Below are 19,936 nucleotides of genomic sequence, written 5' to 3' on the forward strand. Positions count from 1 at the left end.
TTCCTCTTTCGTGGGAAAATAGGGGTAGCCCCTCATCATCTTACGCAAAAACGCGGCTAAGATGGGTCCGATAAGCGGCAATATCACGCGGCACGTCCGGTGCTTTGATCACATCGTTGCAGATAAAGGTCGGCAGCGCTTCCATTCCCAGGAACTGGTTGGCTTTGTGGAAGTGCAGATAGAGACCATCGACGCCAACACCTTCAAAGAACTGCTCCGGGTCAGTAAAAGCCTGTAGCGGCGCATTCCACGTCAGTGACAGCATATATTTTTTGCCCTGCAGCAGACCGCCGGAACCGTACTTCTTCGCCGCATCAGAACGGGTTCGGCCATCGCTGGCGTAGAGCGAGCCGTGACCTTCGGTAAAGACCTCATCAATGTAACGCTTCACGGTCCAGGGTTCGCCCATCCACCAGCCCGGCATCTGATAAATCACGACATCGCTGTCGACATATTTCTGCACTTCATCGGCAATCACGTAGTTGCTGTCGGCCACGGTCACTGACACTTCATGGCCCATATCACGCAGCTGACTGGCTGCAACATCGGTCAGGGTGTGGTTCAGTTCACCTTTAGAGTGGGCAAACGTTTTGCCGCCATCAATAATTAAAATCTTGCTCATGCACAGGTTGCCTCGTTTTCTGAATATGTCGCCTAGCTTACACGTGCGCCATTCCCGGAAAAATGGGAGGTAGATCACAACACTTTTGCTGTGGCAGCAACAATACGCCGGTTTATGGCACCATCGTTGGGCAAACTCACTATGAAAACAGTCAAGAAAACATCAAAATGAAAAAAATCGTTTTCTCTTTACTGCTGGCCAGCAGTGCGGTCCAGGCACAATCTCATCTCGACACCATTCTCAGTTCTAAAACGCTCAGGGTCTGCACCACCGGGGATTACAAGCCTTACAGCTTTCTTCGCCCGGATGGTCAGTATGAAGGGCTGGATATCAGCATGGCGAACGCACTGGCGATGTCGCTCGGCGCGAAAGTGGAGTGGGTACCGACCACCTGGAAAACCCTGATGCCTGACTTTCTGGCAAAACAGTGTGATATCGCCGTCGGCGGCGTCTCCGTCACGCTGAAACGTCAGCAGACCGCCTGGTTCGCCCGGCCGCTGGATGTGGATGGCAAAATCCCGCTGGTGCGCTGCACAGATAAAGATCGCTTCCAGACCCTTGAACAGCTCAACCGGCCTGAGGTGCGGCTGATTGAACCGGCGGGCGGCACCAACGAAGCCTTTGTACACAGCCACCTGCCGAAAGCCTCACTGACGCTGTTCCACGATAACGTCACCATCTTCCAGCAACTGGTGGATAAAAAGGCGGATGTGATGATTACCGATGCCTCTGAAGCGCGTTTTCAGCAGCAGCATTACCCGACGCTCTGTGCGATCAATCCCGACAAACCGCTACAGTATGGCGAGAAGGCTTATATGATTCCGCGTGACGATATCAGCTGGAAGCTCTATGTCGACCAGTGGGTGCATCTCAGCACCGCCACCGGCGAATATCGTGATATTGCCCGCCAGTGGATGGGCGCAAAGCCCTGACGCACTCGCGCTGAGAGTCCATGCACCTGGCGCGAGAATCAGGTACTTCCGGCGACTGAAATCGCGCTGAGTGACGCCTGCTGTCCCGCGCTTCCCCTGTGACTAACACTGGCGAATAAGGTACTATCCTCGCCAAACCACCGCCGGGTGTCCCGCCGTTGTGGGCCACGATGTGAGGATGAGAAATTCATGAGTGAACTGACGCAGGATGGTGCAGAGCGTCTTGCCCTGCATACCTTTACCGAGGATGCGTATTTAAAATATTCGATGTACGTCATCATGGACCGCGCGTTGCCTTATATCGGTGACGGGCTGAAGCCTGTACAGCGACGCATTATCTACGCCATGTCGGAACTGGGTCTCAATGCCAGCGCCAAATTTAAAAAATCCGCGCGCACCGTGGGTGATGTGCTGGGTAAATACCATCCGCATGGCGACAGCGCCTGTTATGAAGCGATGGTATTAATGGCGCAGCCGTTCTCTTACCGTTATACGCTGGTCGATGGACAGGGTAACTGGGGTGCACCGGATGATCCCAAGTCGTTTGCAGCCATGCGTTACACCGAATCACGCCTGTCAAAATATGCCGAGCTGCTGTTAGGTGAGCTAGGCCAGGGAACGGTGGAATTTCAGCCGAACTTTGACGGCACGCTGCAGGAGCCAAAAATTCTGCCGGCGCGTCTGCCTAATATCCTGCTCAATGGCACTACCGGCATTGCCGTCGGTATGGCGACCGATATTCCGCCGCATAATCTGCGCGAAGTCGCTCAGGCCGCCATTGCGCTGATTGACGCACCAAAAACGACGCTGGAAGCGCTGCTGGATATCGTTCAGGGACCGGATTACCCGACCGAGGCGGAGATCATTACGCCGCGTGACGAGATCCGTAAAATGTATCAGACCGGTCGCGGCTCTATTCGCCAGCGTGCGGTATGGAAAAAGGAAGAGGGTGAGGCGGTCATTACCGCGCTGCCGCATCAGGTCTCCGGCGCACGCGTGCTGGAACAGATTGCTAACCAGATGCGCAATAAAAAGCTGCCAATGGTTGAGGATCTGCGTGATGAGTCTGACCATGAGAACCCGACCCGTCTGGTGATCGTGCCACGCTCCAATCGTGTCGATCTCGATCAGATAATGAACCATCTGTTCGCCACCACCGATCTTGAGAAAAGCTACCGCGTTAACCTCAACATGATCGGGCTGGATAACCGCCCGGCGGTGAAAAACCTGCATGAGATCCTGACCGAGTGGCTGGTGTTCCGCCGCGACACGGTCAAGCGTCGTCTTAATTACCGACTGGATCGCGTGCTGCGCCGCCTGCATATCCTGGAAGGATTGCTGGTTGCGTTCCTGAACATTGATGAAGTCATCGACATCATCCGTACTGAGGATGAGCCGAAGCCGGTTCTGATGTCACGTTTTGGCATCAGCGAAACCCAGGCCGAATCGATCCTCGAACTGAAGTTGCGTCACCTGGCGAAGCTCGAAGAGGTGAAGATCCGTGCCGAGCAGGCGGATCTGGAAAAAGAGCGCGATCAGCTGCAGGCCACGCTGGCCTCTGAACGCAAGATGAACACCCTGCTGAAAAAAGAGTTACAGGCTGATAGCGCCAGTTACGGCGACGATCGCCGTTCACCACTGCGTGAGCGTGAAGAAGCCAAAGCGCTGAGCGAAACCGAGCTGGTGCCGTCTGAACCGGTCACCATTGTGCTGTCGCAGATGGGCTGGGTGCGCAGCGCCAAAGGTCACGATATCGATCCGGCCGGACTGAGCTACAAAGCGGGCGACAGCTATCTGGCTGCGGCACGCGGCAAGAGCAATCAGCCGGTGGCCTTTATCGACTCCACCGGCCGCAGCTACACGCTGGATCCGACATCACTGCCTTCCGCGCGCGGTCAGGGCGAGCCGCTGACCGGCAAGCTGACGCCACCGCCGGGTGCCGTCGTTGAACAGGTGCTGATGGAGCCGGATGACCAGCGTCTGCTGATGGCTTCTGATGCAGGCTACGGCTTTATCTGTACTTTCAGCGATCTGATATCACGTAACCGCGCCGGTAAAGCGCTGCTGACGCTGCCGGAAAATGCCCGCGTGATGACGCCGATGGCCGTCCATCATGAAGATGACATGCTACTGGCGATTACACAGGCGGGACGGATGCTGATGTTCCCGGTTGGCGAACTGCCGCAAATGTCGAAAGGCAAGGGCAATAAAATCATCTCGATTCCGTCAGCGGAAGCGGCTGCCGGTCAGGATAAACTGGCCTGGCTGATGATTCTGCCGCCGGGCAGCGCTATCACGCTGCATGTGGGCAAGCGTAAAATGCTGCTGCGCAGTGAAGAACTCCAGAAATTCCGCGCCGATCGCGGACGTCGCGGCACGCTGTTACCGCGCGGCCTGCAAAAAATTGATCGTGTTGAACTGGATGCGCCTGCGCGTCCGGCGAGCCCGGATAGCGAAGCGTAAACTACCCGGCTGACCCTGCGTCAGCCGTGGCTCAATGAGGGAACTATGTTACTGATTCTGCGTGCCATTATCGTCATCATTTATTCGATTTTAATCTGTATCTTTGGCTGTATCTGGTGTCTTTTTTCACCCCGCGATCCGCGCCACGTCGCGACGTTTGGTCGTCTGTTCGGCAAATTGTCGACGGTGTTTGGCCTGAAAGTAGAGTTGCGCAGACCGGAAGGCGCAGAGAATTATGGTAATGCGATCTACATCGCCAACCACCAGAACAACTACGACATGGTCACTGCGGCTAAAATGGTGCAGCCCTATACGGTCACCGTGGGCAAGAAGAGCCTGCTGTGGGTGCCGTTTTTTGGCCTGCTCTACTGGCTGACCGGTAATCTGCTGATTGATCGCGATGACCGGGCTAAAGCGCGCGGCACCATCGGTGAGCTGGTGGATCAGTTCAACAGCAAGCGCATCTCGATCTGGATGTTCCCGGAAGGGACGCGCAGTCGTGGTCGTGGCTTGCTGCCGTTTAAAACGGGTGCCTTCCACGCTGCCGTGGCGGCCGGTGTGCCGATCATCCCGATTGTGGTCTCGAACACACACGGCAAGATCAATCTTAACCGCTGGAACAATGGACTGGTCATCGTTGAAATGCTGCCACCGGTTGATGTTAAAGCTTTCGAGTCGTCGTCGGTACGTAAGCTGGCAACCCACTGTCGCGAACAGATGGCGGCAAAGCTGGAAGAGTTGAACGCCGAAGTCGCCGAACGCGAAAAAAACGGAAAAATCTGACCGGCGAATCACTCGCCGAACTCATCTGCAGGGATGCAACCCGGCGAGCCTTTATCGGCTCGTCGTGAACGCAGCACAGCAAAACAGATCAATAAAAACAGGGTCGGCGCTCAGCGCCACGCGTAAAGGGTCAGAAGTTTTATGTCTTTCAGCAGACGTCAGTTCATCCAGCTTTCTGCCGGAGCGGCGCTTAGCGCCAGTGTACTACCTCATGCGGCGCGCGCCGCTTCTCCAGCTAATGGCGATACGCCACTGCCCATTCCGCCGTTACTGGAATCCCGTCGTGGCCAGCCGCTGTTTCTGACGATGCAGCGTAGCCACTGGTCCTTTAATGGTGACAATAACAAAGTGCCGGTATGGGGCATTAATGGCCTCTATCTGGGGCCGACCGTTCGGGTTTACAGTGGCGATGACGTTAAGCTGATCTACAGCAATCGGCTGAATGAGTCAGTCTCCATGACGGTCAGCGGTTTGCAGCTGCCAGGGGCGTTAATGGGCGGTGCGCCACGTATGATGTCGGCCGGTGTGGACTGGTCGCCAGTGCTGCCGATTCGTCAGGCGGCTGCAACCTGCTGGTATCACGCTAATACCCCAAACCGCATGGCTCCGCACATTTATAATGGTCTGGCGGGCATGTGGCTGGTAGAAGATGATATCGGCAAACAGCTGCCGCTGCCGAAGCATTACGGTGTCGATGACTTCCCGATTATCATTCAGGACAAACGGCTCGATAACTTCGCCACGCCAGTCTATGACCCGCCACAGGATGGCGGCTTCCTGGGTGACACTCTGCTGGTGAATGGCGTACGCAATCCCTTTGTCGAGGTGTCACGCGGCTGGGTGCGTCTGCGCTTGCTGAACGCCTCAAATGCGCGACGTTATGAGATGGTGCTAAGCGACAACCGTCCGTTTATGGTCATCGCCAGCGATCAGGGCTATCTGCCTGCACCGGTGGCGGTGCAGCGTCTGTCACTGGCACCGGGCGAACGCCGCGAAGTGCTGATAGATATGTCGCAGGGTGATGAAGTGTCGATAACGGCGGGTACGGCGGCGGGCATCATGGACAGGTTGCGCGGTTTCTTTGAGCCATCCTCTATTCTTACCTCTACCCTGATCCTGACGCTGCGACCCACCGGCTTACTGCCGCTGGTGACAGATAATCTGCCGATGCGGCTTTTAGCCGATCAGATTCTGGATGGTGTGGCGGTTCGCACACGCGAATTCCGCATTGGCGACAGCATGCCGGGCATTAATGGCGCGCTCTGGGATATGAACCGCATTGACACGACCGCGCAGCAGGGCACTTTTGAGCGCTGGATCCTGCACGCTGACCGGCCACAGTCACTGCATATTCAGGGCGTGATGTTCCTGATTAAAAGTGTGAATGGGGCGCAGCCGATGGGCGAAGATCGTGGCTGGAAAGATACGGTCTGGGTGGATGGCAGCGTGGAGCTGATGGTCACCTTCCCGCAAAGCTCATCCGATCATTTCCCGTTCGTCTATTACAGCCAGACGCTGGAACTGGCCGATCGGGGTACGGCGGGGCAGCTTGAGGTGCAGCCCACTTCATAACAGCGCGGTCAGGCTGGAAAGACCGGCCTGACCGCGTTAATTACACGCTACTCTGCATTTCCAGGGCAGCGTGTACGCATCACCGGGCGACGCATCCCCTTAGTTAAACGTCTCCGGATCCGGACCCAGACGATTGCCGCTGTCCAGTTTCGCAATATCACTCACTTCATGCTTATCCAGACGGAAGTCGAACACCTTAAAGTTCTCTTCGATACGCGCTGGCGTCACCGACTTCGGAATCACCACCAGGCCGCTATCCAGATGCCAGCGGATCACGATCTGCGCAGGTGTCTTGCTGTATTTCTTCGCCAGCGACTTAATGATCTCCTGATCGAAAACCCCTTTGCCGCCCTGAGCCAGCGGACTCCAGGATTCGGTCTGGATCTGATGCAGCGCGTTCCACGCATGCAGCGTACGCTGCTGAAGCATCGGGTGCAGCTCAATCTGGTTTACGACTGGCGTCACACCGGTTTCATCCAGCAGGCGCTTCAGGTGCGCTTCATGGAAGTTACAGACGCCGATGCTTTTGGTCAGTCCCTGCTGCTGCAGTTCGATCATCTTCTTCCAGGCATCAACGTAGTTGTCTTTTTCCGGGCACGGCCAGTGCATCAGATAGAGATCGACCTGATCCAGTTTCAGTTTCTCCAGGCTGGTTTCCATCGCCTGCTGAACGTTCTGCTGATCGTCGTTCCACAGTTTGGTGGTCACGAAAATCTCTTCGCGCGGCACGTCGGTTTCCTGGAGCGCCTGGCCAATCGCCTCTTCATTTTTATAGGCGGCGGCAGTATCGATGGAACGATAGCCGACCTCAAGCGCTTTCAGCACCGCATGACGTGCATCTTCAATGCTGGCCTGCCATACGCCGAGTCCCAGTTGCGGCATCATATTGCCATCGCGCAGTTTGATAATGGGTTGGTCTGCCATAGTTGCTCCTTTCCGTTGCGGTTAATCCGTGAGATTTCACTGTGCTTAAGTCTAGCCAACAATTCTCAGCCTGCTTAGCTCAGTCGATAACAGCACGCCTGGTCTTATGCCCGATTCGGTAAATTTATTGCCTGATTCTCCTGGCTGCTGGCGATTCAGGCATTCGCACGGCAAACTGGCTTTTTGTCCGAAAAAGGAGTCGCTATGGCGCACGATGCACTGTGTCACCGGCTGGCACAGCAGGTCGTCACGTTAATGACCCACGGTCACGACCGTCTCTGTCCGGTCGAAAATGTGTCGCTAATTTATGCGAATCAGTATCGTCCGCGTACGCCGATGATGTATCAGCCCGGCATTGTGATCCTGTTTCAGGGCAGCAAAACCGGTTATCTCGGCAGCACCGTGTTTCAGTATGACGCCAGCAAGTATCTGATGCTCACCGTGCCGCTGCCGGTGGAGTGCGAAACCTGGGCTTCGCCGGAGATACCCATTGCCGGGCTGTGCCTCAACGTCGATACCGCCAGTCTGCAGGATCTGCTGATTGAAATTGGTGATGACGATCAGTTTCAGCCGCAGCCACAGACCTCGGGCATTCACTCGGCCTGGCTGACGGAGCCGATGCTGTGTGCCGCTGAGCGACTGCTGGATGTGATGACCCAGCCGCGCGATGCGCGGGTGCTGGGGCCGCACATCGTGCGGGAAATTATCTACTATGTGCTGACCGGCCCGATTGGCGGCGCACTGCTCTCACTGGTGAGCCGACAGACGCAGTTCAGCCTGATCGCGCGCGCCCTCCGGCGGATTGAAAATCACTATGCGGAAAACCTCAGCGTCGATGCGCTGGCGGCAGAAGTGAACATGAGCGTTTCAGCCTTTCACCATAACTTCAAAGCGGTAACGCAAACCTCGCCACTACAGTATCTCAAGCGCTATCGCCTGCATCAGGCGCGATTGCTGATGCTGCACGATGGACTGAAAGCGAGTGCGGCGGCGGTGCGGGTTGGCTATGAAAGTCCTTCGCAGTTCTCGCGGGAATTTAAACGTTATTTTGGCGTGACGCCGGGGGAAGAGGTTAATCGTGTCAGGCAGACGGTGACGGATTCATCTTTGTAGGTCGCCGATCCGGCCGCCCGGAGGCGGCGGATCCCGAGGCTGTGGGCACGTCAGGCGCGTTTCTGGCGACGCTGTTTCCAGATCACCAGAATGCTGCCGAACAGACCGAGCACCAGCAACACCATCGGCAGTATCATCAGAATCGCCATCACCTGATCTTCATGACGCTTGATGAACGGCACCTGGCTGATGCCATAGCCAAAGGTCACCACAATGCCGACCCACAGCAGACCGCTGAGCCAGTTAAACAGCTGAAAACGACTGTTCTGTAAGCCCGCAATGCCCGCCATGGTAGGCAGGATGGTGCGGATAAACGCGAGGAAGCGGCCGACCAGCAGCGCCATCAGACCGTGACGGTTAAACATATTCCAGGCGCGCTGGTGATACTGCGCGGGCAGATGCATCAGCCAGCTCTTAACCAGTCGGGTATTGCCCAGCCAGCGACCCTGCAAATAGCTCAGCCAGCAGCCGAGGCTGGCAGCTGTCGTCAGGATCACCATGGTCGGTACAAAATCCATCACCCCTTTAGCCACCATCGCGCCTGCCAGCAACAGCAGACTGTCTCCCGGCAGGAAAGAGGCGGGTAACAGACCATTTTCCAGAAACAGCGTCAGAAACATCACGCCATACACTACCCATACCACATCCGGATTTGCCAGTGCGGCAAAATCCTGATGCCAGAGCGCCTGGACAATCTCGTGTAAAACACCCATTAGCGATTCCATCACGTCACAAGGAACAATCCGTCTGCGTTCAGACAGTACAGTGAACTCACCAACAATCTGAACGATGCGGGATAAATTTTAACAACAAATGAGCCGCTGCCCGGCAAACACTGCGGGCCACCGCGGCCCGGTTTATCTTCTGTTTACTTTCTGTTGAGCGACTCAGCGCGTCAGGCGCGAAAAACCGGCTTCCAGGTCAGCCAGCAGGTCATCAACATGCTCCAGGCCAATATGCAACCGCACCAGCGTGCCGGTGAAATCCACACCGCCCGCCGGACGAATCTCTGCCAGCTCTTCCGGCTGATTCGCCAGGATCAGCGATTCATAGCCGCCCCAGGAGTAAGCCATGCTGAAATGATGGAAGTGATCGAGATATTCCGCCAGCTGGGGTGTGTCTAATTTTTCCTGCAGGATAAATGAGAACAGGCCGCTGCTACCGTTAAAATCGCGCTTCCAGAATTCATGACCTTTGCTTTGCGCCAGCGCCGGGTGATTCACCCGCGCCACTTCGGGACGCGCCGCCAGCCACTCTGCCACCTGAATTGCGCTCTCTTCATGCTGGCGCAGACGGGTACCCAGCGTGCGCAGACCCCGGCTTGCCATGTAAGCGGTATCGGCATCGGCCATCTGGCCCATAAGATAGGAGTTCTCGCGCAGCTGGTCGATGCAGCGCGCATTAGCGACTGCGGTACCAATCATCGCATCGCTGTGACCAATCAGATATTTGGTGCCGGCCTGAATGGAAATATCGATACCGTGCGCCAGCGCATTAAACAGAATACCGGCCGCCCAGGTGTTGTCGATCATGATGATCGCCTCGGGCGCTTTGGCGCGTACAGCCGCCACAATCGCTGGAATATCCTGAACTTCCATGGTGATAGACGCGGGGGATTCCAGGAAAACAACCCGGGTATTCGACTGAACCAGTTCACCGATTTCGCTGCCGATGCAGTGATCGAACCAGCCCGTAGAAACCTGCAGCTTAGCCAGAATTTTCGTACAGAAGTCCTGCGTCGGTTCATAGACCGCGCCACTCATCAGCACGTGGTCACCCGCTTCAACAAAGGCCAGAATCGCATTGGCCACGGCAGCCGCGCCGCAAGGGTAGAGCACGCAGCCTGCGCCGCCTTCCAGCTCGGTCATCGCATCCTGCAGCGCAAAGTGCGTCAGGGTGCCACGACGGCCATAAAAGAGTTCACCTTTTGCCCGACCGGCGGTGGCGCGTTTTTTCTCCGCGACGGTATCAAAAACCAGTGAGGAGGCCCGTTGAATCACGCTGTTCACCGAGCCCTGGGTATAACGCTTGCTGCGTCCTGCATTGACGAGCGTGGTATCAATTTTTCTGGTGGTCATGAGTCGCCTTTACCGCTTCGGACTAAGCTCTCACGTTACCACGAAACAGCCAGCAGGGTTGAGACTCAATGGTGATTATCAGAGTGCATCGCAGGAAAAAAAACGGCCCGCTCACGGGCCGTTTTTCTTTGCGTTACATCACGCCCATCAGGCGCGGTAACCAGAGCGAAATGGCGGGAATATAGGTAATCAGCATCAGAACGATAAACAGCATGCCGTAGAACGGTAGCATCGCCCCGACCACCTGCTCAATCTTCTGTTTACTTACCGCGCTGGCGACAAACAGTACTGTGCCGACCGGCGGCGTAATCAGTCCGATGCCGAGATTGGTCAGCATGATCATGCCGAAGTGCACCGGATCAATGCCCAGTGAGGTCGCCACCGGCAGCAATACGGGCGTGAGAATCAGAATCAGCGGCGCCATATCCATCAGCGTGCCCACCACCAGCAGCAGGATGTTGATGCACATCAGAATCACATATTTATTATCAGAGAGGCTGGTAAAGGCTTCGGTGATCATCGTCGGCAGTTGCATGAACGTCATCACCGCACCAAACCCGGCGGCGAAAGCGATCAGCACCATCACGATGGTGACGGTTTTAATGGTACGAAACAGCAGGATATGCAGCTGATTCCATTTAAAGTCGCGATAGATAAACATGGTGACGAAAAAGGCCCAGATACAGGCGATCGCCGCGGACTCTGAGGCGGTGAAAATACCGGAGAGAATCCCACCCATGATGATGACCACGGTAAACAGGCCCCAGAACGCGTCAAAGAAAATCTTCAGCGCCTGACGAAACGGAATGCGCTCGCCTTTGGGATAGCCGCGTTTGCGTGCGAACCCCAGGCACATCACCATCAGGCAGCCTCCCAGCATCAGTCCCGGCAGGATACCTGCGACAAACAGCGAAGAGATGGTGACCATGCCGCCGGTTGCCAGCGAGTAAATCACCGAGTTGTGACTGGGTGGCGTCAGCACGGCCTGAACGGAGCCGCTGGCCGTTACCGCAGCGGCAAAATCACGCGGATAGCCTTTCTCCTCCATCTGCGGGATCATCACCGAACCAATCGAAGCGGTGTCCGCGACTGACGATCCGGAGATGGCACCAAAGAAGGTCGACGCGACGATGTTAACCAGTGAGAGGCCACCGCGAATAAAGCCGACAAAGATATAGGCGAAATTGACCAGCCGCCGGGCAATCCCACCCTCCGCCATGATCGCACCCGCAAGAATAAAGAACGGGATGGTCAGCAGCGAAAATTTGTTAATGCCATTAGTTATCTGAATCACCACCGCTTCCAGGGGCAGATCGATCCACCAGGCGCCGATAAAAGCGCTCAGGCCGACCGCAAACGCGACCGGAAACCCCACCAACAGCAACACCAGCAAACTGCCTATCAAGATTAATGCATCCATCTTCTGCTCCGGATTAGTGGGTGCCGCCCAGTGTGACAATGGGTCGCTGACTTTGATCGCCGGTCAGCAATCGCTCAACAACAAACAGCAGGGTGAAGATCGCGCCAATCGGGATCGGCAGATACATTTCGCCGTAGGTCACCGCCGGCAGTGAGGCGAGCGTCTGCACCCACATCGCTTCACACAGGCTGTAACTGGCCTGGAAGATCACCAGGCAGGTGATGATCATCAGCAGATCGCAGACCCGCAGCATCAGGCGCTGGCGGGCAGGTGACAGACGATCGGTGACCATTGACACGCAGATATGTGTTCCGGCACGAAAGCCGACCGGCGCGCCGATAAAAGTGAATATGATCATGCAGATAATGGCGACCGGTTCTGGCCAGGAGAGTGCGCCGTTCATCACGTAACGGGCGAAGATGCCAACAGGAATGACCGTCACCATGATTAACAGCGCCACGGCGGCCACCAGCATGCACAGCAGATAAAGCCCATCCATCAGACGCGTATAAGCAGACATAATTAATACCTGATTAAGCACGCCACACGGCAGTGTGGCGCGGGAAGGGTTATTTCACGTCGGCGATTCGGGTCATCAGATCCTGATATTTGCCGCCGAATTGATCGCGCACCGGCTGGGTAACCTTAACGAAGTAGTCGCGGTCGGTCTGCTGGAAGGTCACGCCACCGGCCTTCATTTTGGCGATCGACTGTTCGGTGTAGGTCGCCCAGAGCTGACGCTCTTCATCCTGTGCCTCTTTACCGAGCTTTTTCAGCAGTGTCTGATCGTCGGGTTTCAGGCGATCCCAGGCACGTTTCGAAAACAGAATCATCTCTGGCTGAATAAAGTGGCCGGTGAGGGTGTAGTACTTCGCGACCGGCATGTAGTTGTGGGCGACAAAGGTAGGTGGGTTGTTCTCGGTGCCATCGACCACGCCAGTCTGCATCGCACTAAAGACTTCGCTGACGCCCATTGCCACCGGATTTGCGCCCATCGCTTTCAGCGTCGCCAGTGAAATGGCGCTGTTCTGCACCCGGATCTTCATACCTTTAAGATCGTCGGGTTTTGCCAGCGGCTTCTTGGTGATCATGTTGCGCTCACCGGCATCCGTCCAGCCCAGGAAGACCATGCGGGCGTTGGGATCCTTATCAAACTTGCTGGCAATCTCGCTGCCTATCTCACCATCCAGCACTTTATGCATGTGGTCGATGTCGCGAAAAACGTAGGGCAGGGTCAGCACGCTGGTTTCCGGGGCGATAGACGTGACCGGAGCCAGTGAGACGCGGATCATATCGATGGCGCCCAGCTGCACCTGTTGCAGCGTCTGGTCTTCATCACCCAGCACGCCACCGGCGTAGATCTTCATCTCCAGCCGTCCATCAGTGGCCTGTTTGAGTTTGTCGCCCATGTGTTGCAGGGCAACCACAGTGGGATAGCCGGCTGGCTGCACTTCAGCGACTTTAATCACCTGTGCCGTGGCGGTGGAACTTATCATGATTGCCGCCAGGGCACTGGCCAGGCATGTTTTTGTCAGTCTCATTATTTTGTCTCCCGCAGAGGTAGGACGGCCTGGAGTCTGGGCTAACCGCAGAGTGCCGTGTGGAGCCAGCATAGTGAAAATGCGTCTGAGTAAAATGCAGTAATGTTGATTGAATGAATGGCGTCACATTTTGAAACGTTGTTTTAATAAATTTTCATGCAGCTTCACATTTTCGAAACGTCCCTGACGGAAAGTGTGCAAAGCTGGTCAAAGCGAGGTCTGTGACCAGGGTTGGGTTTGTAAATACTAATGAGAACTACTATCAATTCGCCGCCATTTTGCTATTATTCGCGCTTGTTTCGCATCCCTGAATCAGAAGTTGGAGAAGCAGCGTGGTAGCCAGTGATTTGATGCAAACGGACCTCTCCGTTTGGGGCATGTATCAACATGCCGATATCGTGGTAAAGGTCGTCATGATTGGCCTGTTGTTGGCATCGGTCGTGACATGGGCAATCTTTTTCGGCAAATATGCTGAACTCAGCGCCGCTAAGCGCCGCCTGAAGCGTGAGCAACTGGCGCTGGGCGAAGCCCGTAGTCTTAATGACGCCGCCCGCATTGCTCAGTCGTTTACCGGTCACAGCCACAGCGTCGTGCTGCTGAACGATGCGCAGAATGAACTCGAATTGTCGGCAGGTGTGGAAGATACCAACGGCATTAAAGATCGCACCAGTTTCCGCCTTGAGCGCCGCGTGGCTGCTTTCAGCCGCCATGCAGGCCGGGGCAATGGCTTCCTGGCAACCATCGGCTCTGTCGCCCCGTTTATTGGTCTGTTCGGCACTGTCTGGGGCATCATGAACAGCTTTATCGGTATTGCGAAAACCCAGACGACGAACCTTGCGGTGGTGGCTCCCGGTATCGCCGAAGCGCTGCTGGCAACGGCGGTGGGTCTGGTCGCTGCGATTCCGGCGGTGGTGATCTACAACGTCTTTGCCCGCATGATCGCTAACTACAAAGCCTCGCTGGGTGATGTTGCCGCTCAGGTGATGCTGTTGCAGAGTCGTGACATCGACCTGGGCACTGTGGCCAAAGAGGTTCCACGTCCCGCGACCGCCCAGAAACTGCGCTTAGGGTAAGCTGTTATGGCCATGCGATTAAACGACGATCTGCAAACCGACGGTGAAATGCATGAGATTAACGTGACGCCGTTTATCGACGTCATGCTGGTTCTGCTGATCATCTTTATGGTCGCCGCGCCACTGGCGACGGTCGACGTGCGCGTCAATCTGCCCGCCTCAACCAGCGCGCCGCAGCCGCGCCCGGAGAAGCCAGTTTATTTGTCGATTAAAGCGGATAAGCAGCTCTACGTCGGTAACGATCAGGTTACGCCTGACTCGCTGGTGAACGTGCTGACCAGCCAGACGCAGGGCAACAAAGAGACGACGATTTTCTTCCAGGCGGACAAGTCGGTGGATTATGAAACCCTGATGAGCGTCATGGATAAACTGCGCACGGCGGGCTATCTGAAAATCGGGCTGATGGGCATGGAAACCGTGAAGAAATAGCGAATTATCGGGCATCCTTAGAAGGCGACTATTGAGGTCGCCTTTTTTTATGCTGGCTCTCTGACCACATAAAATCGGGTCAAGCAGTGCTCAAGCCGATCACTTATGCTGCCTGATTCGGATTGTTAATTGGTTGTTACTTATGTACATAGATTTGTAAATTGCAATGGTGACTCACGTCACATTAATCCCGCTTCAGTCAGGCTAAAAGGGCTAAAAAACAACAGGAAGCCGTTATGAGTCACACCCCATCTTTACAAAAGCCGCCGAAAAGTGCTGCCCGAACTATCTTCAACGTCACCAGTGGTAACTTCCTGGAGATGTACGACTTCATGGTGTTTGGCTACTACGCGACCGCCATTTCAAAAACCTTCTTCCCGGGTGATGACCCGTTTGCTTCCCTGATGCTGACCCTGATGACCTTTGGTGCCGGCTTCCTGATGCGCCCGCTGGGGGCGATCATTTTAGGTGCCTACATCGACCATCATGGGCGCCGTAAAGGCCTGTTGCTGACGCTGGGCTTAATGGCGATTGGTACCCTGACCATTGCGGTGGTACCGGGTTACGCTACCTTAGGCGTGGCAGCACCGATTCTGATTCTGTTGGGGCGTCTGTTGCAGGGCTTCTCGGCGGGGGTTGAGCTGGGTGGCGTATCGGTCTATCTGGCCGAAGTTGCACCCAAAGGACGTAAAGGCTTCTTCGTGAGCTGGCAGTCGGGCAGTCAGCAGATTGCGGTGATCTTTGCTGCCCTGCTGGGCCTGATGCTGAATCATCTGCTGGCGAAAGAAGCGGTAACGGAGTGGGGCTGGCGTATCCCGTTTGTGGTTGGCTGTCTGATTGTGCCGTTCCTGTTCTATATCCGCCGGATGCTGGAAGAGACTGAAGCGTTCAGTAAACGTAAACATCACCCGAGCATGACGGAAATCATGCGGTCGGTCGCCAGCAACTGGGCGCTGGTGCTGGCGGGCATGCTGATGGTGGTCACCACCACGGTGATGTTCTACATGATCACCGCTTTTACACCGACCTTTGGCAAAACTGTATTGATGATGAGCGACAAGCAGGCGTTTCTGGTGACGCTCTGTGTGGGTGTTTCCAACCTCTTCTGGCTGCCGCTGATGGGTACGCTGTCGGACCGCGTGGGACGACGTCCGCTGCTGATTATTTTTACCCTGCTGATGATTGCCACCACCTGGCCGGTGCTTCACTGGATGGTGGGATCGGCCAGCTTCGCTCACCTGCTGGAAGCTGAGCTGTGGCTGTCGTTTCTCTATGCCAGCTATAACGGTGCGATGGTGGTTTATCTGGCAGAAATTATGCCTGCTGAAGTGCGCGCTGCCGGTTTCTCCATGGCTTACAGTCTGGCAACGGCGCTATTTGGCGGCTTTACACCTGCCATCTCCAGCTATCTGATTCACGCCACCGGTGACAAAGCGATGCCTGGCGTCTGGCTCACCTTTGCGGCGGTCTGCGGGCTGATCGGTACGCTGTTGATTGGCCGGATGGTGAAGCAGTATCAGCGGCGTCACAGCGCCACAACGACGGTCAGCGCGTCACTTTAAAACGATAAATCGACGACCACGCTGTCGCTGTAATTTCCCGCAGGCGGCGTGTTCTGAGTGGTCAGGATGCGCGCGGTGTAGTTAAAGCCGCGCGTCAGTCCATCCGCTGATACCGCTGTCGAGGTGGTACTGCTCCAGCGTTCAGTGCCTGCCGCTCCCCAGCGATTGCTGGTGGCACTTTTATAAATCTCATAACTCAGACGGTTCGCTCCGCTCGCCATGTTCCTGACGCTGCCCGCCGGATAACTGCCATTGTTCAGCCCGACGGTATAGGTACTGCCTTTACTGCACAGCACGTTAATGGTCTGCGATACAGCGGAGAAGCTACTCACCAGCGGCGCACTGCCAAAGCTGATGTTGGGTGCGGTGATCGTCGTGCAATCGTTGGTGAGGACAGCGGTAACGTTAATCGGAATCACGCCGCTGCCTTGCTGCTCGCTTAAACAGAGATTACCCACGCCAATGCTGGTGCAGATGCGGTAAGTCACAGCCATATTTAGCGTAACGGAATAGGTTCCCGCTGCAACCACCTGACCGGGAACAGTGCGCAGATAGACGGGAAGGGCAAAGTTAAGACTGCCCAGCAAACCTGCCAGATTTATCAGGGTTTGTGAGCTGTAAACAAACGGCGTGCTGCCAATCGTCAGTTCGCTGGCGCAGGCGCTGTCGGTGCAGAGCCGTACTGGCACATTATCGCTGCCGGTGTCACCACTGCGTTTCAGGACGCCCCGTGTGCCGCTGATATTGGTCGCGCCGGTCAGCTGAAACGTTATCTGGTTATTGCCAAGCAGTGACAACGCCGAGCCTGCGCCACAGTTGACGTTGGCGTTAGTGGTCACCGAGCTGACGGTGGTATTCGCCACAAACGTCGTGACCGAGCCGAAGCTGGCGGTCGACGCGGGCAGACCGCAGGCGGCGTAGCTCAGCGACGGCAGTGTCAGCAGCAGGGCAGCCAGTAACAGAGATTTGATCATGGTTGGGTTCCGGACGTGAAAGATTCAGCGGGAGAGGCGGCGCTGCCTGCGGCGGGCGCGGGCAGCGCGCAGGTCAGAGGGCCATAGGTTTTCAGCGCCTGCGGCTGACCGCTGGCGATGCGCAGTTCGGTTTCACAGCGGCGGCCATCGGGCGTCACCACCTCCATCGGGTTTCTGGCAGTGAGATTTTCCATCCAGACGATGCCATCCCAGCCGACATACTCAGTGGCATGATCCGCACGCTGTACCAGGCTTGAGACCGGCAGCGGCTGGCCCTTTGCATCAACCAGAATCACGCTGGCGGAGCGCAGTTTTTCCACCGGGAAGTTAAGCAGGTAGCCGCTCTGACGTTTTACCGCAAAACGCTGCTCAACATGGGGCGTGGTCATATCGGCGGGCAGGTCGAGGGTGTCGATATCATATTTGGCCGGGTAGTAGCTGCTGATGGCGGGGACCAGCAGATAGCCCTGTTGGTTAGTGCGTCCCATCGACTGATTTTCATAGCGGACATTAACGTCGGGATAGCCCGTTTTCACCAGCACAAAAGCGTCGTTGATGGCGTTGGCGGCAAAGACGCTGTTGTCCATTAATACCAGTGCACCGGCGACATCGGCCCACTGAGTCAGATTGTCATCATCACCGTAGAAGCCCCCCGAGGTGTCGATATGGTTATTGCGGTAGCGCAGACTGCCCTGCCGGTAGTCGCCACTATCGCCACTCTGATTCGCCCATGAGGCATCCCAGGCGAATCCACCGTCGCTGGGCATGGCACTGGAGGCATAGAGACGCTGGCTATCGCGACCGCGTTGATCGCGCTCGGTGCTGATCGCCGCGCTGCCCTGCTCGCCAAACGGGATCACCAGCGAGAGCGCACCGGTCCAGCTCTTCTCCTCCTGATCGCGGCTGGCGGAGACATAGAGGCTGCTGTTTCCCCACAGATTCTTACTCCATGAGAGGTTCCACAGGCGGGTGCGATCGCCCTGGCCGTCGGTGATATCGATGAAGGCGGCGCCGACGCTGCCAAAGCGGTTCAGTGAGATGCTGGCGCTGTATTGGGCAGTGCGGCGCGATAGCGTGTAACGGCTATCCGCCTGACTACCGGCACGGCTGCCAACCAGGGCCAGATTGCCAAAGTCGCTGCTGCGCTGGGTCTGCTGCGTGCCGATGTTGAACCAGCGATTGTTGTACTGATAGCCCCAGCTATATTGCCTGCCGCTGTCGCCATCAAGATGACTTTGTGCCACCGCGCCGTTAACCACGCCCCAGCTGCCAACCCGAAGCTGACCTCCCAGCCCGCCCATCGCCAGATTTTCGCTGCCCTCGGCGTGACTCTCCAGCGTCAGCCAGTCGGTCATGCCGTAGCGATATGAGCCATTGGCGGCAGCCGCACCGTAATCGAAGTTTTTAATGCCGTAATTTTCGCGAATCGCCCCGGCGGAGATAGCGTAGTCAGCCAGCCCCGATTTCAGCAGATTGCTGGAGACATAAAACGGCATGGTGGTGGTGACGCGTCGGCCGACCGCATCTGTGGTGGTGATCACCGCGTCACCCGCACCATTGACGAATGGCACATTGGTTAATGACCAGGGGCCAGGCTGCACATTTGCCTGACCGGAGCGATAGCCATTGATAAAGAGATCGACGGTGGAGGGGACTGCAGCCTGGCCAGAGAAGGCGGGTAGCGGATAGGTCACCAGGTCAGGACGGACGCTGAAGTCGCGACCCACACTGATGCCGCCGAGTCGGATGCTGCTGCTCCAGGCAAGCGAGTCAGTCACCAGATCCCCGACCCGCCAGCTCATCACCGCGTTCTCATCTTCATTGCTCCACCAGCTGTCGTAACGGATATAACCGTTGTCCTGATAACCGGGGCTGCCTTCCAGCTGCTGCTGCCAGACGCCGTTGGTAGAGACGTGTCCGGCATCACCGAACAGGCGCAGTTCGTTCCAGGCAGAAAGCCGGGTGCCGGTGGTATCGGTACGGCTGGCGTAGAGATCGTAGTTAATCAGCGCGCCGGCGCTGGTGCGCCCCGGATAGCGCGGTCCGTTCTTCGCCTCGCCAATCACCTGACCGGGAAGCCATTCCGGTGGTACGGTGAGCAGCAGCCGCTGACGGGCGGCGTCATATTCCACACTGACGGATTGCAGGCTGCTGACATCGATCTGCGCCTGCTCACCCAGCTTATCCAGTGGCAGACCGGCACGCTGCAGATCGCCGCTACGCAGCCAGAAATGGTCGTTGCGCTGCTCGACTGGCACAATGTTGCCGTTTTCCTGCTGGTTAATCACCAGCTCCAGCATATATTGCTGACCGCTGCTGCTGGTCTGCAGGCTGTGCGGTGGAGGCAGGGATGAATAGGTCTCCGCCAGCACAGGATCCGGCGTTAAGGCGTAAATGACGCTGGCTACCGTCAGCGCGCAGGGATGCAGGGAAAAAGGTCTCATTCAGCG

17 protein-coding genes are annotated in these 19,936 nt (G+C 56.5%); 8 read left to right on the forward strand and 9 right to left on the reverse strand.

Annotated elements, in window-relative coordinates; all coding sequences use genetic code 11:
• Nucleotides 1-40: 40 nt before the first annotated feature.
• Nucleotides 41-622 carry an NAD(P)H-dependent oxidoreductase gene (locus tag KTJ90_RS03160; RefSeq protein ID WP_003848461.1) on the reverse strand — a complete coding sequence of 194 codons (582 nt, stop codon included), beginning with the start codon at nucleotides 620-622 and terminating at the stop codon, nucleotides 41-43.
• Nucleotides 623-789: 167 nt separating this feature from the next.
• Between KTJ90_RS03160 and KTJ90_RS03165 the strand changes: the two genes are divergently transcribed.
• The 4 genes from KTJ90_RS03165 to ftsP all read left to right on the forward strand — a co-directional run bounded on the left by KTJ90_RS03165 (nucleotide 790) and on the right by ftsP (nucleotide 6,372).
• Nucleotides 790-1,554: a transporter substrate-binding domain-containing protein gene (locus KTJ90_RS03165; RefSeq protein ID WP_052250633.1), complete on the forward strand. Its 765-nt coding sequence runs from the start codon at nucleotides 790-792 to the stop codon at nucleotides 1,552-1,554.
• 189 nt (nucleotides 1,555-1,743) lie between these two features.
• On the forward strand, nucleotides 1,744-4,017 hold the full coding sequence (gene parC, locus KTJ90_RS03170) for a DNA topoisomerase IV subunit A (protein WP_140916616.1): 2,274 nt from the start codon (nucleotides 1,744-1,746) through the stop codon (nucleotides 4,015-4,017).
• Between the two features lie 45 nt (nucleotides 4,018-4,062).
• On the forward strand, nucleotides 4,063-4,800 hold the full coding sequence (locus tag KTJ90_RS03175; protein WP_003848465.1) for a 1-acylglycerol-3-phosphate O-acyltransferase: 738 nt from the start codon (nucleotides 4,063-4,065) through the stop codon (nucleotides 4,798-4,800).
• Nucleotides 4,801-4,941: 141 nt separating this feature from the next.
• Nucleotides 4,942-6,372 (forward strand): cell division protein FtsP, encoded by a 1,431-nt coding sequence (gene ftsP / locus KTJ90_RS03180; RefSeq protein WP_003848467.1) that lies wholly within the window; start codon nucleotides 4,942-4,944, stop codon nucleotides 6,370-6,372.
• A gap of 99 nt (nucleotides 6,373-6,471) precedes the next feature.
• Here ftsP and dkgA read toward each other — a convergent pair whose 3' ends face one another.
• A complete protein-coding gene (gene dkgA / locus KTJ90_RS03185) occupies nucleotides 6,472-7,296 on the reverse strand; it encodes a 2,5-didehydrogluconate reductase DkgA (protein ID WP_003848468.1) in 825 nt (274 codons plus the stop codon).
• Nucleotides 7,297-7,500: 204 nt separating this feature from the next.
• Here dkgA and KTJ90_RS03190 point away from each other — a divergent pair, with 204 nt between their 5' ends.
• Nucleotides 7,501-8,409 (forward strand): AraC family transcriptional regulator, encoded by a 909-nt coding sequence (locus tag KTJ90_RS03190; protein ID WP_008925731.1) that lies wholly within the window; start codon nucleotides 7,501-7,503, stop codon nucleotides 8,407-8,409.
• A gap of 50 nt (nucleotides 8,410-8,459) precedes the next feature.
• Here the strand turns inward: KTJ90_RS03190 and KTJ90_RS03195 are convergent, their stop codons facing one another.
• The 5 genes from KTJ90_RS03195 to KTJ90_RS03215 all read right to left on the reverse strand — a co-directional run bounded on the left by KTJ90_RS03195 (nucleotide 8,460) and on the right by KTJ90_RS03215 (nucleotide 13,448).
• Nucleotides 8,460-9,122, reverse strand: coding sequence for a DedA family protein (locus KTJ90_RS03195; protein ID WP_003848472.1), 663 nt, complete (start codon nucleotides 9,120-9,122; stop codon nucleotides 8,460-8,462).
• Nucleotides 9,123-9,296: 174 nt separating this feature from the next.
• On the reverse strand, nucleotides 9,297-10,487 hold the full coding sequence (gene metC / locus KTJ90_RS03200; RefSeq protein WP_078804979.1) for a cystathionine beta-lyase: 1,191 nt from the start codon (nucleotides 10,485-10,487) through the stop codon (nucleotides 9,297-9,299).
• Nucleotides 10,488-10,620: 133 nt separating this feature from the next.
• Entirely contained in the window at nucleotides 10,621-11,907 is a 1,287-nt protein-coding gene (locus KTJ90_RS03205) for a TRAP transporter large permease (RefSeq protein WP_003848476.1), read from the reverse strand.
• A 13-nt stretch (nucleotides 11,908-11,920) separates the two neighbouring features.
• Nucleotides 11,921-12,427, reverse strand: a complete 507-nt coding sequence (locus KTJ90_RS03210; protein WP_110411002.1) for a TRAP transporter small permease — start codon at nucleotides 12,425-12,427, stop codon at nucleotides 11,921-11,923.
• Nucleotides 12,428-12,476: 49 nt separating this feature from the next.
• Entirely contained in the window at nucleotides 12,477-13,448 is a 972-nt protein-coding gene (locus KTJ90_RS03215; protein ID WP_499025929.1) for a TRAP transporter substrate-binding protein, read from the reverse strand.
• A 350-nt stretch (nucleotides 13,449-13,798) separates the two neighbouring features.
• Between KTJ90_RS03215 and exbB the strand changes: the two genes are divergently transcribed.
• From exbB to KTJ90_RS03230, 3 genes are all read left to right on the forward strand, one after another.
• On the forward strand, nucleotides 13,799-14,521 hold the full coding sequence (gene exbB / locus KTJ90_RS03220) for a tol-pal system-associated acyl-CoA thioesterase (protein WP_181162245.1): 723 nt from the start codon (nucleotides 13,799-13,801) through the stop codon (nucleotides 14,519-14,521).
• A gap of 6 nt (nucleotides 14,522-14,527) precedes the next feature.
• Entirely contained in the window at nucleotides 14,528-14,950 is a 423-nt protein-coding gene (gene exbD / locus KTJ90_RS03225; protein ID WP_008925727.1) for a TonB system transport protein ExbD, read from the forward strand.
• Between the two features lie 236 nt (nucleotides 14,951-15,186).
• Nucleotides 15,187-16,512, forward strand: coding sequence for an MFS transporter (locus tag KTJ90_RS03230; protein ID WP_003848486.1), 1,326 nt, complete (start codon nucleotides 15,187-15,189; stop codon nucleotides 16,510-16,512).
• On the opposite strand, the gene KTJ90_RS03235 is transcribed toward KTJ90_RS03230, so the two are convergent.
• Nucleotides 16,509-17,486, reverse strand: a complete 978-nt coding sequence (locus tag KTJ90_RS03235) for a Csu type fimbrial protein (protein WP_003848487.1) — start codon at nucleotides 17,484-17,486, stop codon at nucleotides 16,509-16,511. The two genes, KTJ90_RS03230 and KTJ90_RS03235, sit on opposite strands and share 4 nt — an antisense overlap.
• On the reverse strand, nucleotides 17,483-19,930 hold the full coding sequence (locus KTJ90_RS03240; protein WP_499025930.1) for a fimbria/pilus outer membrane usher protein: 2,448 nt from the start codon (nucleotides 19,928-19,930) through the stop codon (nucleotides 17,483-17,485). Before KTJ90_RS03240 ends, KTJ90_RS03235 begins: the two co-directional genes overlap by 4 nt.
• Between the last annotated feature and the right edge of the window lie 6 nt (nucleotides 19,931-19,936).

The organism is Pantoea jilinensis, assembly GCF_019104105.1.
Lineage (GTDB): Bacteria > Pseudomonadota > Gammaproteobacteria > Enterobacterales > Enterobacteriaceae > Pantoea > Pantoea eucalypti.

Bases quoted from the DNA above. Each gene is read 5' to 3' on its own strand.
- ftsP (WP_003848467.1), top strand. From the start codon at position 4,942: ATGTCTTTCAGCAGACGTCAGTTCATCCAGCTTTCTGCCGGAGCGGCG.
- KTJ90_RS03215 (WP_499025929.1), bottom strand. From the start codon at position 13,448: ATGAGACTGACAAAAACATGCCTGGCCAGTGCCCTGGCGGCAATCATG.
- exbD (WP_008925727.1), top strand. From the start codon at position 14,528: ATGGCCATGCGATTAAACGACGATCTGCAAACCGACGGTGAAATGCAT.
- KTJ90_RS03210 (WP_110411002.1), bottom strand. From the start codon at position 12,427: ATGTCTGCTTATACGCGTCTGATGGATGGGCTTTATCTGCTGTGCATG.
- KTJ90_RS03160 (WP_003848461.1), bottom strand. From the start codon at position 622: ATGAGCAAGATTTTAATTATTGATGGCGGCAAAACGTTTGCCCACTCT.
- exbB (WP_181162245.1), top strand. From the start codon at position 13,799: ATGCAAACGGACCTCTCCGTTTGGGGCATGTATCAACATGCCGATATC.
- KTJ90_RS03230 (WP_003848486.1), top strand. From the start codon at position 15,187: ATGAGTCACACCCCATCTTTACAAAAGCCGCCGAAAAGTGCTGCCCGA.
- KTJ90_RS03165 (WP_052250633.1), top strand. From the start codon at position 790: ATGAAAAAAATCGTTTTCTCTTTACTGCTGGCCAGCAGTGCGGTCCAG.
- KTJ90_RS03195 (WP_003848472.1), bottom strand. From the start codon at position 9,122: ATGGGTGTTTTACACGAGATTGTCCAGGCGCTCTGGCATCAGGATTTT.
- KTJ90_RS03240 (WP_499025930.1), bottom strand. From the start codon at position 19,930: ATGAGACCTTTTTCCCTGCATCCCTGCGCGCTGACGGTAGCCAGCGTC.
- parC (WP_140916616.1), top strand. From the start codon at position 1,744: ATGAGTGAACTGACGCAGGATGGTGCAGAGCGTCTTGCCCTGCATACC.
- dkgA (WP_003848468.1), bottom strand. From the start codon at position 7,296: ATGGCAGACCAACCCATTATCAAACTGCGCGATGGCAATATGATGCCG.
- KTJ90_RS03235 (WP_003848487.1), bottom strand. From the start codon at position 17,486: ATGATCAAATCTCTGTTACTGGCTGCCCTGCTGCTGACACTGCCGTCG.
- metC (WP_078804979.1), bottom strand. From the start codon at position 10,487: ATGACCACCAGAAAAATTGATACCACGCTCGTCAATGCAGGACGCAGC.
- KTJ90_RS03175 (WP_003848465.1), top strand. From the start codon at position 4,063: ATGTTACTGATTCTGCGTGCCATTATCGTCATCATTTATTCGATTTTA.
- KTJ90_RS03190 (WP_008925731.1), top strand. From the start codon at position 7,501: ATGGCGCACGATGCACTGTGTCACCGGCTGGCACAGCAGGTCGTCACG.
- KTJ90_RS03205 (WP_003848476.1), bottom strand. From the start codon at position 11,907: ATGGATGCATTAATCTTGATAGGCAGTTTGCTGGTGTTGCTGTTGGTG.